This window comes from Serratia proteamaculans, assembly GCF_949794035.1.
In the GTDB taxonomy this organism is placed as follows: Bacteria; Pseudomonadota; Gammaproteobacteria; order Enterobacterales; family Enterobacteriaceae; genus Serratia; species Serratia proteamaculans.
The window spans coordinates 478,779-495,823 of record NZ_OX461105.1 but is presented as its reverse complement, the minus strand read 5'-3'; the positions used below and the strand labels follow the sequence as shown (position 1 = coordinate 495,823).

12 protein-coding genes are annotated in these 17,045 nt (G+C 56.8%); 8 read left to right on the top strand and 4 right to left on the bottom strand.

All coding sequences use genetic code 11. The features are described 5' to 3' along the window. Nucleotides 1-55 precede the first annotated feature (55 nt). Nucleotides 56-442 carry a 2-iminobutanoate/2-iminopropanoate deaminase gene (gene ridA, locus QOT07_RS02270; protein WP_017891419.1) on the top strand — a complete coding sequence of 129 codons (387 nt, stop codon included), beginning with the start codon at nt 56-58 and terminating at the stop codon, nt 440-442. A gap of 209 nt (nt 443-651) precedes the next feature. Beyond that, nucleotides 652-3,633: an amino acid adenylation domain-containing protein gene (locus QOT07_RS02265; protein ID WP_283602495.1), complete on the top strand. Its 2,982-nt coding sequence runs from the start codon at nt 652-654 to the stop codon at nt 3,631-3,633. A gap of 77 nt (nt 3,634-3,710) precedes the next feature. Here QOT07_RS02265 and QOT07_RS02260 read toward each other — a convergent pair whose 3' ends face one another. Both QOT07_RS02260 and QOT07_RS02255 read right to left on the bottom strand, forming a co-directional pair. Next, nucleotides 3,711-3,977: a hypothetical protein gene (locus QOT07_RS02260; protein WP_099065066.1), complete on the bottom strand. Its 267-nt coding sequence runs from the start codon at nt 3,975-3,977 to the stop codon at nt 3,711-3,713. Between the two features lie 8 nt (nt 3,978-3,985). Further along, nucleotides 3,986-4,624, bottom strand: coding sequence for a hypothetical protein (locus QOT07_RS02255; protein ID WP_283602494.1), 639 nt, complete (start codon nt 4,622-4,624; stop codon nt 3,986-3,988). A gap of 282 nt (nt 4,625-4,906) precedes the next feature. Here QOT07_RS02255 and QOT07_RS02250 point away from each other — a divergent pair, with 282 nt between their 5' ends. The 4 genes from QOT07_RS02250 (at nt 4,907) to QOT07_RS02235 (ending at nt 8,861) form a co-directional block, all read left to right on the top strand. Next, on the top strand, nt 4,907-6,343 hold the full coding sequence (locus tag QOT07_RS02250; protein ID WP_085119621.1) for a circularly permuted type 2 ATP-grasp protein: 1,437 nt from the start codon (nt 4,907-4,909) through the stop codon (nt 6,341-6,343). Then, nucleotides 6,337-7,266: an alpha-E domain-containing protein gene (locus QOT07_RS02245; protein ID WP_099065067.1), complete on the top strand. Its 930-nt coding sequence runs from the start codon at nt 6,337-6,339 to the stop codon at nt 7,264-7,266. The genes QOT07_RS02250 and QOT07_RS02245 overlap by 7 nt, the downstream gene beginning before the upstream one ends. After that, nucleotides 7,263-8,057: a transglutaminase family protein gene (locus QOT07_RS02240; protein ID WP_085119529.1), complete on the top strand. Its 795-nt coding sequence runs from the start codon at nt 7,263-7,265 to the stop codon at nt 8,055-8,057. The genes QOT07_RS02245 and QOT07_RS02240 overlap by 4 nt, the downstream gene beginning before the upstream one ends. Before the next feature lie 75 nt (nt 8,058-8,132). Further along, nucleotides 8,133-8,861, top strand: a complete 729-nt coding sequence (locus QOT07_RS02235) for a proteasome-type protease (protein WP_283602493.1) — start codon at nt 8,133-8,135, stop codon at nt 8,859-8,861. Between the two features lie 58 nt (nt 8,862-8,919). Here QOT07_RS02235 and QOT07_RS02230 read toward each other — a convergent pair whose 3' ends face one another. Together QOT07_RS02230 and mgtA are read right to left on the bottom strand one after the other, a co-directional pair. Further along, nucleotides 8,920-11,313 carry a beta-N-acetylhexosaminidase gene (locus QOT07_RS02230; protein WP_283602492.1) on the bottom strand — a complete coding sequence of 798 codons (2,394 nt, stop codon included), beginning with the start codon at nt 11,311-11,313 and terminating at the stop codon, nt 8,920-8,922. Nucleotides 11,314-11,468: 155 nt separating this feature from the next. Beyond that, complete coding sequence (gene mgtA, locus QOT07_RS02225) at nt 11,469-14,177, bottom strand: magnesium-translocating P-type ATPase (RefSeq protein WP_283602491.1); 2,709 nt, start codon at nt 14,175-14,177, stop codon at nt 11,469-11,471. Nucleotides 14,178-14,598: 421 nt separating this feature from the next. On the opposite strand from mgtA, the gene treR reads away from it, so the two are divergent. Together treR and QOT07_RS02215 are read left to right on the top strand one after the other, a co-directional pair. After that, a complete protein-coding gene (gene treR / locus QOT07_RS02220) occupies nt 14,599-15,546 on the top strand; it encodes a trehalose operon repressor TreR (RefSeq protein ID WP_283602490.1) in 948 nt (315 codons plus the stop codon). Nucleotides 15,547-15,842: 296 nt separating this feature from the next. After that, entirely contained in the window at nt 15,843-16,973 is a 1,131-nt protein-coding gene (locus QOT07_RS02215; RefSeq protein ID WP_283602489.1) for a tail fiber domain-containing protein, read from the top strand. Nucleotides 16,974-17,045: the final 72 nt, after the last annotated feature.

Here is a 17,045-nt window from a genome sequence, read left to right as displayed (position 1 = left end):
ACACGCAGTCAACAACGCTGCGGTTTGAAAGACGAAGGGTAAATTAGGAGAAAAAATGTCACGTAACATTAGCACTGAACTCGCCCCGGCAGCCATTGGTCCTTACGTGCAGGGCGTTGATCTGGGCAGCATGATCATCACTTCCGGCCAGATCCCGGTCGATCCTAAAACCGGCGCCGTTGCCGACGACGTAGCCGCACAGGCACGCCAGTCACTGGAAAACGTTAAAGCGATCGTTGAAGCTGCCGGCCTGAAAGTCGCCGACATCGTGAAAACCACGGTCTTCGTAAAAGACCTGAACGATTTCGCCACCGTTAACGCCGCTTACGAAAGCTTCTTCACCGAGCACAGCGCGCCGTTCCCGGCCCGTTCTTGCGTCGAAGTCGCCCGTCTGCCGAAAGACGTGAAGATCGAAATCGAAGCTATCGCCGTTCGTCGTTAATTCCACGCTAACGCGCCCAGCGGTCAGCCATCGGCTGGCCGCTTTTATTTTAGGAAAATTATTATTCCAGTTATTTTATAAAGATAACTCCATTCTCAATATATTTTCATTCCCATAATAAAAATGCGTCTATAATTATTCTTCACCCGGCCGGGCCATGACTCTTCGTAGTTTGTTGATCAGACTAATAATCTCAGGAGAATATACCCATGGCTCAAAGCGTATTGGATCATTTTATCCAACAGGTTGCTTATTTCCCCGAGAAGTTGGCGATAGTCAGTAACAATAAGCGCCTCACTTATCGGCAACTGGATGATGCCAGTAACCAACTCTGTGGTCGGTTGCAACAGCAGGGTATCAGCCCCGGTGACTATATACCTCTGGTGGCACTGCGCACGCCGGAATTACTGATCGGTATGCTGGCGATTATCAAAGCCGGTGCCAGCTATATTCCCATCGATGCCCGATACCCTGAAAAAAGAATTCAAGATATCGTCAGACAAAGTGCGTCTAAAACAATAATATTAAGTAACTTATCAATCGATTTTGAAATAAAAGACTCGAGCATAAATCCCCTTGTGATTGATAATATAACCTCAGGTGAATTATTGCCCTTTGAATTAATAAAGCCAAAAGGAGATGCAACGGCCTATATTATTTTCACCTCCGGCACCACGGGCAGCCCCAAGGGAGTGATGATTGAGCATCATTCACTGCTGAATATTGTTCTCTGGCATAACCAAAAATTCGCGGTGGATCACCAAAGTCGTTCAACGCTGATGGCCGGCATCGGCTTTGATGTGGCGCAGTGGGAAATCTGGGCGGCATTGACCAGCGGCGGCACGCTGTATTTGCCGGATGAAGAGACCCGCTTGCAACCCTCTGCCTTGCTCAACTTTTTTGCACACCACCAGGTTACCCATGCTTTTGTCCCCACGGTGCTGGTGGCAGACATCGTCAGCACGCCACAGCCGGAAAAGCTGGCGCTGCGTTACCTGTTTACCGCCGGGGAAAAACTCAACCCGGTCGATCTCAGCGGGATAAATTATCCGTTGGTGGATTACTACGGTCCGACGGAAGCGACCATCTTCGCCACCTGGAATCCGGTCAGCTGTGCGACACAACATGCCCCTGCCACCATCGGCCGACCGGTGGCGGATACCGAGATCTTCATTCTCGACGACAACCTGCAACCGGTCCGCGACCAGCAGCCCGGCGAGCTTTACATCAGCGGCAGTTGCCTGGCGCGTGGCTACCTGAATAACCCGCAGCTCACTGCCGAAAAATTTATTACGCCGCCACATTTCGCCGGTAAACGTCTCTATCGCAGTGGCGATCGGGCACGCTGGCTGCCGGACCAGCGTATCCAGTTTCTCGGCCGCATCGACGACCAAATCAAAATCCGCGGCAATCGGGTGGAGTTGGGGGAAATAGAAAGCATTATGGCGCAGGTTGCAGGCGTGAAGGCAGCCGTCGCCATCGTCACCCAGCCACAGGATCCAGCCAACAAACAGATTCTGGCCTTTCTGGTGGCCGACAAAAATGCCCCTGAGTTACTCGAACGCGTGAAGCAACAGTTGAAGGAAAAACTGCCGTCCTACTTCCTGCCCGCCGACTACCTGCTGCTGGAACGTCTGCCGATCAACGCCAACGGCAAAACCGATAAGGCCGCCCTGCTGGCCCTCTCCCGCCCGGATCAACCGACGGTAACCGAAACGCTAACCGGCCGTCGGCAAGCCATTGCCACCCTTTGGCGCAACCTGTTGGGGATGACCGATATCCGTGCCGACGACAACTTTTTCGACGTCGGCGGCCATTCACTGCTGGCCGCAAAGCTGGTGACGGCCATCGACCAGCAGCTTGGGATTAAAGTCTATGTACGCGATATTTATGAGTACCCAACGATCAACCGTCTGGCACAAGCGCTGGATGAGCGCAGCGGCCATGCCCTGCCAACGGTAGACAGCGAACCGGTGCGTGCTCTGCAAGACGATGTCTGGCTGCCCGAGGGCGTCACCTTCAACCCGGATTATGACCTGCGGCAAATAAGCTCGCCCAAAGCCATTTTACTCACCGGGGCCACCGGATTTGTCGGCGCGCATTTGCTGGCGGAGCTACTGACCACCACCCGCGCCGAACTGCATTGCCTGGTACGGGATCGCCACCAGCAGTCCCCTCAACGACGACTCGATGAGATCCTGGCCCGCTATCAGATTGCTTTATCCGCCGAACAGCGCGCACGGATCCATCTGGTCCCCGGTGACGTGGCAGAGCAGAATTTCGCCCTGTCACCCGAGCGCTATGCTGCGCTGAGCCAGCAGGTCGATATCATTTATCACTCGGCGAGCGCAGTGAACTTTATCCAACCCTATTCTTATATGAAACGCGACAACGTGCAGGGCCTGCGTGAAATCATTCGCTTTGCCGCCCACCAGCGCACCAAGCCGCTGATGTTGTTGTCGACGATTTCGGTCTACAGCTGGGGGCATCTGCACACCGGCAAACGGGTGATGCGGGAAAGTGACGATATCGATCAGAACCTGCCGGCGGTGATCACCGACATCGGCTACGTACGCAGCAAATGGGTGATGGAGAAAATAGCCGACCTGGCGGCATCGCAAGGTTTACCGCTGATGACCTTCCGTCTGGGGTACGCCACCTGCCACAGCCGAACCGGCGTCAGTGCCAGTTATCAATGGTGGGGACGGCTGGTGAAAACCTGCATTGCCAGCGGCACGCTACCGGCATTGCAGGATCTGCGCGAAGGCCTGACGACGGTGGACTATATGACCCAGGCCATTGCGCATGTCAGCCGCAATCCGCAGGCGCTGGGGAAGAAATTCAACCTGATCCACCAGCACCAGAATAACCTGACGTTGCAGGGCTTCTTCAACCTGCTGGAGCGCGAATTCGGCTACCGTTTCCGGCCGCTGCCCTTCGAACAGTGGCGGGCGCAGTGGGAACATAACGGCGATGCGCCGCTCTATCCGTTGCTCAGCCTGTTCAGGGACAATATGGTGAATGGTCAATCGACGGTGCAGCTCTACCAAAATACCTACCAATGGGATTGCAGCAACCTGAAGTATTTTCTGCAGCACAGTGGGATCGAAGAGCCGCGCTTTACCCGACAAATGCTGCTGAATTATCTGCGGCAGTCTATCGGCACTTCGCAGCAATCATTGCAGGTATAAAGACCAGGGCGCCCGGAAATGTGAAAGGTGATTATTGAACTGAATAATCTAATGGCCGCTATTGCGGCCATTGCTGATTACTTATGGGTTCGGTTTCGACGGATACCACCGGCAGCTTCGATAATCGGATCATTTTGAGGTTTAATGTGCTTGGCTGCTTGTTTCAAAACCGCTATCACATCCTCAGGTGAGGCGGTAATTGCCCTCCCACGTGGCGTCAGGCTGTTAATCTCCTCAGAGCTATAGGTTTTGACCATTGTCAGCCCTTCCCCTTCGGCTTTATACACTTCCAGCTCATAGAAAGCAGTTTCCGCTACAATCCGACCTGTAGTTTTAATGACCATATCACCCCCTATAATCCCGTCAGCAGGTCATCATTGTCGCTCAAATATTGTGCAGCATCAACCGAGGCCGATGAATCTGGACGGATTGAGTCTTCGATAAACCATTGGAATAAAGCCTGTGCATCACGATAGAGAATGCCATTATCACCTGAGGTGATATCAATAAAGTGATGTTCATTGATGTAGTAATCAGCGACTCTCGCATTGATCGGTGATATTAGCCGCAAGCCTACGCATTGGGTTTCGACCATGAACAACACGGCTGCATAGAGAGCAAAGCGAAAGGTATTGCCATCAAGACACGAGTCTTGGATGTGGAGATTTTGCAGCATTTCAACATTGAGCACCGCAGGCATATTGCCTGTCGCGGGGCAAAACTGACATATACAGGCACCAGCCGGCCTTTGATCCGCATCCAGAATTTTAAAGCTAAATCTGAAAGCATCGGGATTATCCAGCACCGCTCCGCTCAACGCCCAAGGGATACGCTGATTTTCAGGCTGTTGGCGCGTCTGCACAATGCACCATTCCAAATCTTCTGCGGTTAACATTTGCACCCGAATGTTATGTTCACCGGCAGCAAAGATTTCATTGGTTGTTGCTAATACCCTTTGTCCCAGCTCCTGAACATTAAAATCATGCGGCATTATCAGTCCCTTGAATGCTTTTATAAATTAAGGCGTTAGAAATACGGCTTCAATTTTATAACGCACTTTTCATTCTGTCTTCGAGGCATCCACTGCTGGGTTTAGAGTCTGAGGCACGCGCCGCAGTTTTGCCCCGTTTTAAGGCGGTGGCCGGGTCGGCTGCACCGAAAGCGGGCTGTTTCCCACCGCAACCCGGCGTTTTCGCGCCATTTACGCTCCTTTATCACCTTGGCACATTTTATGCTGGATCGGTTTACAGCCTGCAATGTCGACGAGGTGACGATGCTGAATATCGATCTGTCTGCTTCACCGTTTTTTGATGAGATGCTTCTGGCTGAGGGTAAACACCGGGGCCACTACGAAGCTTACTGGCATTGGCTGCAACAGGCCGATCAAAAGGCCATTCAGCGCAAAAGGGAAGAGGCTGCACTGCTGTTTCACCGGGTGGGTATTACCTTTAACGTTTATGGTGAGGATGATGGCGCAGAACGGCTGATCCCGTTCGACAGCGTGCCGCGCATCATTCCTGCCGACGAATGGGCGATGCTCGATCGCGGTATTCGCCAGCGCGTCCAGGCGCTCAACGCCTTTCTGCACGATATTTACCATCAACAGCATATTCTGAAAGCCGGGATCATTCCGGCAGAACAGGTGCTGGCCAACGATCAGTACCAGCCCTGCATGCAAGGGGTCGACCTGCACCGTAATATTTACGCGCACATCGTGGGTGTAGACATGGTGCGCGGCGGCGACGGCCAGTATTACGTGCTGGAAGACAATCTGCGCACCCCATCCGGCGTGTCCTACATGCTGGAAAACCGCAAGATGATGATGCGCCTGTACCCGGAACTGTTTGCCCAGCAGCGTATCGCACCGGTAGAACGCTACCCGTCGCACCTGCTGCAAACCCTGCGTGAAAGCTCGCCGATTAACGATCCCACCGTGGTGGTGCTGACGCCGGGCCGCTTTAACAGTGCCTATTTCGAACACAGCTTCCTGGCGCAGCAGATGGGGGTTGAACTGGTGGAAAGCGCCGATCTGTTCGTCAAGGACGGCGCGGTCTTTATGCGCACCACCGCCGGGCCCTGCAAGGTGGATGTAATCTACCGTCGGGTCGATGACGCCTTCCTCGATCCGCTGGCGTTCCGCCCGGACTCGATGCTCGGCGTGCCGGGGCTGCTGTCGGTGTATCGCACCGGCAACGTGGTGCTGGCCAATGCCATAGGTACCGGCGTGGCCGACGACAAGTCGATCTATCCGTACGTGCCGGACATGGTGCGTTTCTATCTGCAGGAAGAGCCGATCCTCAATAACGTGCCGACCTGGCAATGCCGTCACAAAAATGAGCTGTCTTACGTGCTGGCGAATCTGGAACAGATGGTGGTGAAAGAGGTCCACGGTGCCGGTGGTTACGGCATGCTGATCGGCCCGGCGGCGAGCAAAGACGAAATCGCCCACTTCCGCACCCTGCTGCTGGCCAAACCGCACAATTACATTGCGCAAAACACGCTGGCGCTGTCGACCTGCCCGACCTTCGTCAACGACGGCCTGGCACCACGGCATATCGATCTGCGGCCATTTGCTCTCAGTGGCGCGGAAATTCGTCTGGTGCCCGGTGGCCTGACGCGCGTGGCGCTGGCGCAAGGCTCACTGGTGGTCAACTCGTCGCAAGGCGGGGGAACCAAGGATACCTGGGTGTTGGAGGACGACGCATGCTGAGCCGAACTGCCAGTGAACTCTATTGGATGGCCCGCTATCTGGAGCGGGCAGAAAGCATCGCCCGGGTGCTCGACGTCACCAACAAGCTGTCGATGATGCCGATCCGCGACAGCGAAGATCAGGATCTGCAGGTGCCGCTCAATCTGACCAGTACCGGCCAGTTGTACGCCGCCGCCTATCCTGACCTGACCATGGCCAATCTGGTGAGCTTCTTTGCGCTCGACAGCCGCAACCACAGCAGCATTTACAGCTGTCTGCAGATGGGCTGGAACAATGCCCATGCGGTGCGCGGCAGCCTGTCTTCCGAAGTTTGGGAGTGCATTAACGCCACCTGGATCGAGATGAAGCTGATCCGCCGCCAGGGCATCGGCTCGGTGGGGGCGGATGCCTTCTTCGACTGGGTGAAAGAACGTTCGCACCTGTTTCGCGGCGCGATGTTCGGCACCCTGCTGCGCAGCGACGCGATGTGCTTTATCCGCCTCGGCACTCTGCTGGAGCGGGCCGACAGCACCGCCCGCCTGCTGGGGGTGAAGAACGCGCTAATGGACAGCGACGGCGACCCGGTGCGCGAGTATTACCGCATGGACACGCTGCTGCGGGCAGTCAGCGCGCGCGAGGCCTATCACAGCATCTACAAGCAACAGCTCAGCCGCGACACCATTGCCGAACTGATGATCCTGCGTAATGAAATCCCGCGCTCCCTGCTGGCCTGCGTCGGCGATATGGTGCAGCAACTGGAACAGATTGGCGGCAACCGTTCGAATCAGCCACGCCGACTGGCACACACGCTGCACGCCGAACTGCGTTTCAGCAGCATGAAGGATCTGAACCAGGTCGGCCTGAACGACTGGCTGGACGCGTTTCTCGGACAGATTGGCGGCATTGCGGAGAGCATCCATCACACTTATCTGGAGGCACAATGAAACTTAACATTGAGCACAATACCCATTATACCTACGCCCAGCAGGTGCAGCGCAGCACCCAGTATCTGCGTCTGACGCCACAAAATTCACAGCACCAGCGCATCATCTCCTGGCAACTGACGCTGCCGGAAGATGCGGTATGTACCACCGACGCCTTCGGTAACGTGCTGCACGTACTGACGCTGGATCATCCGCATCAGGCGATCACCATTCAGGCCAACGGCGTGGTGGAAATAGAAGATGGCGTAGAGGACCAGGTGATGGGGCATCTGTCACCGCTGGTGTTCCTGCGCCACAGCCCACTGACCCAGCCCGACAGTGCGATCCAGGCGTTCGCCCTGCGCTACTATCAACCGCAGGCGGTGCTGGAAGGGTTGGAAAATCTGATGGGCGAACTGCTGCTGAAAATGCCTTACACCCCGGGCTCTACCAGCGTCACCGACAGCGCGGCTCAGGCGTTCGCGACCGGTACCGGCGTCTGCCAGGATCATACCCACGTGTTCCTGGCCTGTTGCCGCAGCCTGAATATTCCGGCGCGCTATGTCAGCGGTTATCTCTACAGCGAGGACTCAACGCACGTGGCTACCCACGCCTGGGCAGAAGCCTGGGTCGACGAACGCTGGCACAGTTTTGACGTCACCAATAACACTCGCCTGCCGAATCAACACCTTAAGCTGGCGGTGGGCATCGACTATCTGGACGCCTGCCCGGTGCGCGGCATGCGACTCGGCGGCGGCTGCGAGAATATGCAGACCATGGCCGAAGTGCAGATGATGCCCACCGGACAATAGCCTCTTGCCGAAGGTGAAGGTTTACGGCACGCTGGCGTTTGGCGGCGTGCCAGTCTTGTTTTGAGGGATTGTGGAATGACCTATTGTGTGGCCATGCGCTTGGCATCCGGGCTGGTCTTTGCTTCTGATTCACGCACCAATGCCGGAGTGGACCATATCTCCACCTTCCGTAAACTGCACGTGTTCCAGCAGGATGGCGAACGCATGCTGGTGCTGCAAAGCGCCGGCAATCTGGCGACGACCCAAAGCATCATCAGCCTGCTGCAGCGCCGCTGCAAGGACGCCGAGCGCCCCAACCTGCTGAATGCCCCCAGCATGTACGAAGCCGCCACCCTGGTGGGTGAAACGGTGCGAGAAGTGATCCAACGCGACAGCGAAGCCCAGCAAAGCGGCAGCACCACCGACTTCAGTTGCAGCCTGCTGCTCGGCGGCCAGATCCATGGCGAGGAGATGCAGTTATTCCATATCTACCCGCAGGGCAACTTTATCGAAGCCACCCGCGATACGCCCTATTTCCAGATTGGTGAAAGCAAATACGGCAAACCGATTATCGATCGGGTGCTGAATTACCACACTCCACTGGAACAGGCGATGCAGTGCGCGTTGATCTCTCTCGACTCCACGCTGCGCAGTAACCTGTCGGTCGGCCTGCCGCTCGACGTGATGATTTACCTACGCGACAGTTTCAGCAGCGCACAGCAGTACCGCATCACCGAAGATCATCCGCATTTCAGCGCCATCCGCAAAGGCTGGGGCGAAGGGCTGGTCAGCATTTTCAAACAGTTGCCACCGTTGCAGCTGTAGTTTTTTTAGGGCTCAGCATGTGGAGCCCCTACGCATGCTGAGCCCAACGATACTGACCTCATTCGATCGCGCTGGCGCGTAGCAAGGCCTCCAGCGGGTAAACCGCCGCAATCACCACTTCGTCGCGTATTTGCGCCGCCGCATCCAGTTGCTGCTGTATCTGCCCGGCTTCGGCCTGGCTCAACGGCTTACCCTGCTGATAACGCTCCAACAGCATCAGCCCCAGCGCGGACAACGAACCGACATCCTGCGCCACCGGTGCCAGATCCTGCATCACCCGGTTACCGGCAATCACCGTTTTCACCGGCGCGGTATTCAACTGCCAGCGTTGCAAACGCTCACGCAGCGCCTGTGCTGCCGCCCGGTCGTTGCGATCTTTCACTAACGCCGCAACCTGTCGGCCCATCTCACGCACCGCATTACTCTCCGGTGGCAACGCGTCGGCAAAGCGATTCAGCGGTTCGAACTGGTGGTAATTGCCGGCCCTGAATTTCAGGTGCTGGCGGGTGTAGTACTGGCCCGGCTCCACCGCCTCGGCCAGGGTTTGCAGCGGCGCGATCTGCACGCTGTTCGCCAGCCGGGTGAATTCGCGGGCGGTCTCTGCATGCTGCTGCAAGCCCACCGAGACTACCGACCAGGCATCAACCGCCGCCAGCCGCCGGTACATGTTATTTTCATCGGTCACATCCTGTGCCGACCACAAACGCTCCGCCACCGCAAACCCACGCGGCCACAGCTTGAGATCGAGGATCGGCGCCCTGATGTTCTCCGCCCACAGCGCCGCCTCGCCACCGAGTATATTGGCCTGCTGCTTCGCATCCGGCACCACCGGCATCTTGCCCTCCGGGATCGCCGCAAGCCGGCTGCCGCTGGTCGGGTAACGCACGTTGCCCACCAGCGTATACCCGCTGAGTTGGTCCTGCGCCAACGTGAACACCGGACGCGTCTCCCCCATCCAGGTATCGACGCGGAAGCTCACCTGCTGCGGTGAACGCCAGACGACATCCTGCAAGGCGCGGCGGGATTTACCCTTGAAATCGATAAAGCCGCGCCAACCCTGCTTCCCTTCAATCAGGGTAAAACTGCCTTCCACTGCGCTGCCCTTCAGCCGTGGCATGCTGAACTGCCAGCTCTGCGCTTTTTCACCGGGCTGCACCTGGGTGTCTACCCCCAACGGCTGCGGCAGGATCTCATTGCGATAGTGGTAGGCCGTGCTCTGCGGTTGATCGAGGTAGAAGCCGGTGGACAGAATGCCCTGATAGCCGTCCTGTGCACTGGCCCCGAGTGAGTCCTGCCCCTGCCAGGACTGAATGACAATGCTGCGCGGCAGCGACGGATGATAAATCTCATCCCAGCCGACCATCTGCCGTTGATGCTGCTCGAGGATTTTTTCCAGCTTCTGGTTGAAGTAGGCCTGCAGCGCGTGGGTGTCCGCCAACTGATGCTGCTGCATAAAGGCCTGAATGGTTTTTGATTGCTTCCACTGGCTGGCGTCGACCTCGTCACCGCCGATATGCAGGTAAGGATCGGGGAAGATCGCCGCCAGTTCGCCAATGATGGCGTCTACAAATTGATAAACTTCCTCACGGGTGGGATCGAGCGTCGGCTGGTGTACGCCCCATTTGCGCTCCATGACGTACGGCCCCGGCGCGCTCATCAACTCCGGGTAAGCCACGGCGATGCTGGAAGCATGGCCCGGCAGATCGATTTCCGGCACCACCCGGATGCCACGCGCCGTGGCGTAGGCCACCACCTGTTGCATCTGTTCACGGGTGTAGAACTGGCCATCGCTGGCCTGCTGTTGCAGTTTGGGGTAATGCTCAGAGGCAAAGCGCCAGCCCTGATCGTCGGTCAGGTGCCAGTGAAACACGTTGAGCTTGGCTGCCGCCATGCCGTCGAGCTGACGCAGGATGTCCGCCAGCGGCAGGAAATGACGCGCTGAATCCAGCAGTACCCCGCGCCACGGAAAACGCGGCACATCGGTGATGCTCACCAGCGGCATGAAGGTATTTTGCCCGTCGGTCTGCACCAGTTGCAGCAGGGTTTCCATGCCACGCAGCGCACCGAAACGGGTATTGGCGGTCAGCGTAACGCCCTGTGGCGCCACCGTTAATTTATAGCTTTCATCGCTACCCGGCAGCGGCTGCGCCGCCACCTTGTCTTTGATATTCACGCTAATCACCACACCTGCGGCTTTTGCTGCCGGTGGTGCCAGCGTCCAGCCGGTTTGCAGTTCAATACGTTGCCGCCAGCGCTGCAGCGCATCGGCCAGATCGTCGCCCTGCAGGCTAATCGACAGGCGGTGATCCAGCACCAGCTTGCCCGCCGGCTGGGTCAGTTCCACCTGCTGCGGCCAGGGCATCAGCGGTAAATCACCGGCCGGCTGCGCCAGCGCGCCCAGGGAAAGCAATAACGATGAAGCCAGTAGCGTATAACGCAGGGATCTGTGCATCAGAAATTCCTCAGAGGAAAAAAATCAATAAAAACAGCAAACGATAATGAAGCTGTAAATAAAGACTGAGCACAGGGCAGATGTCCAACAGCGAGGATGAAAAGCCGGGTTGGATCACAAATGCCCCTCCTGCGGACGCAAGAGGGGCGAGGGAATTACTGCCAGCCGTAGCGGCGCACAAACCAGCCTTTCACGCACTGGGTCAGCACCATATAACCAGTCAGGATCAACACCAGCCACGGGAAGTAACCGAGCGGCAGCGCCTGCAACTGCAGGAAACCGGCCAGCGGCGAGAAGGTCAGGCCGATACCGGTGGCAATCACCACCAGGGTCATGATGCACAGCGGCCACGAAGGACGGCTCTGAATAAACGGAATTTTGCGCGTGCGGATCATGTGCACAATCAGCGTTTGCGACAGCAGCCCTTCAACGAACCAGCCGGACTGGAACAACGTCTGCATTTCCGGCGTGTTGGCCTTGAATACCCACCACATCAGACTGAAGGTCAGCACGTCGAAAATTGAACTGATCGGCCCAAAGAACACCATAAAGCGCCCAATATCGCCGGAGTTCCAGCGCTGCGGCTGGGTAATCTGATCGTCATCAACGTTGTCGAACGGAATGGCAATCTGCGAAATGTCATACATCAGGTTCTGGATCAGCAGGTGCAACGGCAACATCGGCAGGAACGGCAAAAAAGCGCTGGCAATCAGCACGCTGAAGACGTTACCGAAGTTGGAGCTGGCGGTCATCTTGATGTACTTGAGCATGTTGGCGAAGGTCCGACGGCCTTCGATCACCCCCTGCTCCAGCACCATCAGGCTTTTTTCCAGCAGGATAATGTCCGCCGCCTCCTTGGCAATATCCACCGCGGAATCGACGGAAATACCGATATCCGCCGCGCGCAGCGCCGGTGCATCGTTGATACCGTCACCCATAAAGCCCACCACGTGGCCCTGCTGACGCAGCAGCTTGACGATCCGTTCCTTATGCAGCGGTGTCAGCTTGGCGAACACCGTGGTACGCGCCGCCGCCTGTGCAAGTTGCTCATCGTTCATCTGCTCGATTTCACTGCCGCGCAGCACGTGATCCGCCGCCAGCCCGACGTCTTTGCACACCTTGGCCGCCACCAGCTCATTGTCGCCGGTGAGGATCTTCACGGTTACGCCGCTGTTTTTCAGCGCCGCCAACGCCGGCGCCGTACTCTCTTTTGGTGGATCGAGGAAGGCCACATAGCCTTCGAGGATCAGATCGGATTCGTCGGCCACACCATATTCATAAGCCTGCGCCGGCAAGATCTTGTTGGCCACCGCTACCACCCGCAGCCCCTGCTGGTTAAGATCGTCGGTAACGCGCCGGATGCGCGCCAGCAACGCCTCGGTCAACGGGATCACTTCATCTTCCTGCCGCACGTGGCTGCAAATCGCCAGCATCTCTTCCAGCGCACCCTTGCAGATCAACTCGTGGTATTGCGCGTCTTTGGCCACCACTACCGACATCCGACGGCGTTCAAAATCAAACGGGATCTCATCCACCTTGTGGTAATGCTGCAGCGCATCCGGCTGCTGGCTTTGTTCCGCGCAGCTCAGCACCGCCACATCGAGCAGGTTTTTCAACCCGGTTTGGTAGAAGCTGTTCAGCCAGGCGTAATGCAACACCCGGTCGCTGGCGACGCCAAACACGTCGGTGTGGCGCTCCAGCACGATTTTGTCCTGGGTCAGGGTACCGGTTTTGTCGGTGCACAAAATGTCCATGGCGCCAAAGTTCTGAATGGCGTCCAGACGCTTGACGATCACTTTCTGTTTGGACAGTTTCACCGCCCCTTTCGCCAGGGTCGAAGTGACAATCATCGGCAGCATTTCCGGGGTCAGCCCCACCGCCACCGACAGCGCGAACAGCGCCGCTTCCCACCAGTCGCCCTTGGTGTAGCCGTTGATCAACAGCACAATTGGCGTCATCACCAGCATGAAACGGATCAGCAACCAACTGACTTTACTGATCCCACTCTGGAAGGCATTGGGTTGCTGATCCTGACTGATAACGCGCTGCGCCAACTGGCCGAAGTAGGTGTCGCCACCGGTACCGATCACCATCGCCAGCGCGGTGCCGCTCACTACGTTGGTGCCCATAAAGCACAGGTTTTGGCATTCCAGCGGATCCTCCACCTGCCCGCGCAGCTCGGCAATTTTCTCGACCGGCAGAGACTCACCGGTCAGCGCCGCCTGGCTGATAAACAGATCCTTGGCCGACAACACGCGCAGATCCGCCGGGATCATGTCGCCTGCCGACAACTTGATGATATCGCCCGGTACCAGTTGTGAGATCGGCAGTTCCAGATGTTCGCTTTTACCGGTCAATGCGTCGCTGCGGTAAGCCGTCGCGGTATTGCTGACCATCGCCTTCAGTGCATCCGCCGCCTTGTTGGATCGCGCTTCCTGAATGAAGTTCAGCAGCGTGGAGATCACCACCATCAGGGCGATCACCAGTGCACCGGTCAGATCCTCGGTAGCATAAGAGATCATGCCAAGCGCGGTCAGCAGCAGGTTGAACGGGTTGCGATAGCAGTGCCACAGGTGCTGCCACCAGGCCTCTTGCTGCTGATCGTCAATCACGTTCTCACCGCAGCGCTCACGCACCCGTTCCGCCTCATGGGCGGTCATGCCTTCCGGGTGGCTGTGGAAACGCAGGTAAAGCTCGGTGGTATCAGCCGCAGCGCATTCCAGCCGCTGCTGCGCCAGACCGGCGGGCAACCCCTGCGCTTTGCCGCCCAGGCCGTCCAACAGGCTGTCACGGTGCACCAAACGGCGCGGTAAATTGCGGCTGAGCAGGCCCAGCAGCTGACGGGGGATGTTTTTTAGTTTCATTTTTTGCACCTCGTCGCCCATTGCCTCACGGCAGCGGGTGAACGCGGGATCGCCCCCAGCCGGGTTTTTGGACACGCCAAAAAGCCTCTGCCTGGGCAGATCCTTGTCTTTTTTTATAGCAGCAGGAGCGAACGACGGGCGCGCGCTACCGGTTACCGTTTATTACTTCACCGGTAAAACAGCAGCGCAAAGCGGGCAGGTTTTACCGGGGAGCCGAGTCAGGGTCTAACGGGGTCGGATCGGGATCCATACGGTTGATAACCTCCGGTAAATGAAAAGATCAAACGACAAGAGCGGCCGTTCAGCGCAGTACGTAAATCCCTGCACAGCGCCAAGATCCGTTGCGGAAAATAGGCTATGCTGACGGGCATTCAGCGTAGGCCGCCAGTTTACGCCTTTTAACCTCAACGAAAATTAAACCATGCAAAACCGGCTGACCATCAAGGACATCGCACGCCTGAGCGGCGTAGGTAAATCCACTGTATCACGTGTGTTGAACAACGAAGGCAGCGTGAGCCCGCAGACCCGCGAACGGGTGGAAGCGGTGATCCGTCAGCAGGGGTTTACCCCGTCCAAGTCGGCACGTGCCATGCGCGGCCAGAGCGACAAAGTGGTGGGCATTATCGTTTCCCGTCTCGATTCGCCGTCCGAAAATCAGGCCGTACGCACCATGTTGCCGCTGCTGTATCAGCACGGCTTCGACCCGATCGTGATGGAAAGCCAGTTCGAGACCCGGCTGGTGGAAGAGCATTTGCACGTCTTGCAGCAGCGCAACGTCGACGGGGTGATCCTGTTCGGCTTCACCGGCCTGACGGCGGCCATGCTCAGCCCATGGCAGGATAAAATGGTGGTGCTGGCGCGCGAATATGAGGGGTTTTCTTCGGTTTGCTACGACGACGACGGCGCCGTGCGGCTGCTGATGGATCGCCTGCAACAGCATGGCCACCGACATATCAGCTACCTGGGGGTGCAACTGTCGGACGCCACCACCGGTATGCGCCGCCACCAGGCCTACCTCGACGCCTGTCGCCAGCAGCAGATTACCCCGAGCGTGGCCTTGGGCGAACTGAGTTATCAGAGTGGTTTTCAACTGGCCGCCTCGGCCATCGATGCCCAGACCACCGCGCTGGTGTGCGCCTCCGATACCATCGCCCTCGGCGCGATTAAATACCTGCAACAGCAACAGATTGCCCCGCTGCAGGTGTGCGGTATCGGTAACACTCCGCTACTGAACTTCCTGTTCCCCGAAACCTTTTCAGTTGATCTGGGCTACGGCACGGCCGGGCTACAGGCCGCCCAACAGTTGCTGGGCCAACTCAGCGGCGAACAGGGCATCCGCCAGATCATCGTGCCAAGCCAACTCGCCTGAGGGCGGTTCTTTGTTTATCCGCATAAATTCCCCAGCCTGAAATCCTCTGTTGATGCTCACACCCAGTGAGCGTCACTTCATCGCTATTTTGTACCAACCACCACACAACCACCGTTAATCGACCTTCTTCACCTCCCCAAGTAAATTACTGTTTATACACACAGTGCTTTCTGTGTGTTTTAGCGGTTTTTCAGCACACGGAGTGTGTACCTCCCCAGACCTGCCATTCAGGAGCAACGGAGGGTACCGGACGCTGTTAACCATCAGGAAACAGAGAGTCGAAAAGGAAAATAATCATGGCTGAAGAAAAGGAAAATGCTCAGGTGGCTAACGGTGTTAATGACGATGTGACTGAGCTGAAGTCACTGACCACCCTGCGTAAACGTGTCGTCAGTGACGGTGAAATTGTGACCAAGGCGGCAAACGGTTTTCGCCTGGCAAACGGCAATACCGGCGTGATGCTGCGTAACGACGGTAAGGATTTTTACGCCCTGACCACACCCAAGGGTCAGGCACAGGATGGGCAGTGGAACACCCTGCGTCCCTTCTCTTTTAACCTCTCAACCGGCCGGGTTTCACTGCGTAACGGCGTAGATATCTCTGGCGGCGCTATGGTTTCACACAATGCAGGCATCAGCGCCGAGACCACCGGCCCAACACCGCTGATCGCAGGGCAAGTCTACTATGCTGCCGACGTCAGTGCCGGTTTCACCAGCGGCAATGTGACCACCACCATGTTGATGGGATCGCGCGTTGTCGCCGGCAAGGAGGATCATGGCTTGCTCTCTTACCGTGACTGGCAGGGGAACTGGAACGAATTACAGATCAGAGCCAACAGCGAGCTTTCGGTCGGGCAATTAATCAAACGCAATGCCGATGGTTGGATTTGGGCTGCTGGCAATAAAAACGTTAACAATAATGCCGACCGCATTACCAACGGCCTGCATATACAGGGAGCAGGAGATCTGTCCGCCGACCTATACCACTATGAACGTATTGGCAAGCACCACCTGCTGGCGCTGCACGTTGCCAACGGTGGCGGCGATGGCTGGTATGAATTCCGGGATAAAGGTAATGCCTACACCAATGGCACCTGGAACAGCAGCTCCGATGCCCGAATGAAAACCGATATCGAAAAAATTGGCGGTGCGCTGGAGAAGCTGGGGAAAATTGGCGGTTATACCTACCTGAAACAGGGCGTGCCGGAAGCCGGGGTCATTGCCCAGGAAGTAGAGAATGTATTACCTCAATCCGTCACCACCACCGAATTGAAATTAAATGACGGCAGCGTTCTGAAAGACGCCCGCGGAATTAATATCAATGGCGTGGTCGCGTTGCTGGTTGAAGCGCTAAAGGAAGAACGTGAAGCCCGGCTTGCGCTGGAGGCTCGGTTGACGGTGCTAGAACAAATAAATCAGAATAAATAATAATATTTAACTTATATTATACAAAGGATAAACTTAAATCTAAATAAAACAAAAAAATAACTGCATTATTTA

What these genes read in the sequence shown, in the direction of transcription:
- ridA (WP_017891419.1), top strand. Translation starts at nt 56, where the DNA reads ATGTCACGTAACATTAGCACTGAACTCGCCCCGGCAGCCATTGGTCCT.
- QOT07_RS02265 (WP_283602495.1), top strand. Translation starts at nt 652, where the DNA reads ATGGCTCAAAGCGTATTGGATCATTTTATCCAACAGGTTGCTTATTTC.
- QOT07_RS02260 (WP_099065066.1), bottom strand. Translation starts at nt 3,977, where the DNA reads ATGGTCATTAAAACTACAGGTCGGATTGTAGCGGAAACTGCTTTCTAT.
- QOT07_RS02255 (WP_283602494.1), bottom strand. Translation starts at nt 4,624, where the DNA reads ATGCCGCATGATTTTAATGTTCAGGAGCTGGGACAAAGGGTATTAGCA.
- QOT07_RS02250 (WP_085119621.1), top strand. Translation starts at nt 4,907, where the DNA reads ATGCTGAATATCGATCTGTCTGCTTCACCGTTTTTTGATGAGATGCTT.
- QOT07_RS02245 (WP_099065067.1), top strand. Translation starts at nt 6,337, where the DNA reads ATGCTGAGCCGAACTGCCAGTGAACTCTATTGGATGGCCCGCTATCTG.
- QOT07_RS02240 (WP_085119529.1), top strand. Translation starts at nt 7,263, where the DNA reads ATGAAACTTAACATTGAGCACAATACCCATTATACCTACGCCCAGCAG.
- QOT07_RS02235 (WP_283602493.1), top strand. Translation starts at nt 8,133, where the DNA reads ATGACCTATTGTGTGGCCATGCGCTTGGCATCCGGGCTGGTCTTTGCT.
- QOT07_RS02230 (WP_283602492.1), bottom strand. Translation starts at nt 11,313, where the DNA reads ATGCACAGATCCCTGCGTTATACGCTACTGGCTTCATCGTTATTGCTT.
- mgtA (WP_283602491.1), bottom strand. Translation starts at nt 14,177, where the DNA reads ATGAAACTAAAAAACATCCCCCGTCAGCTGCTGGGCCTGCTCAGCCGC.
- treR (WP_283602490.1), top strand. Translation starts at nt 14,599, where the DNA reads ATGCAAAACCGGCTGACCATCAAGGACATCGCACGCCTGAGCGGCGTA.
- QOT07_RS02215 (WP_283602489.1), top strand. Translation starts at nt 15,843, where the DNA reads ATGGCTGAAGAAAAGGAAAATGCTCAGGTGGCTAACGGTGTTAATGAC.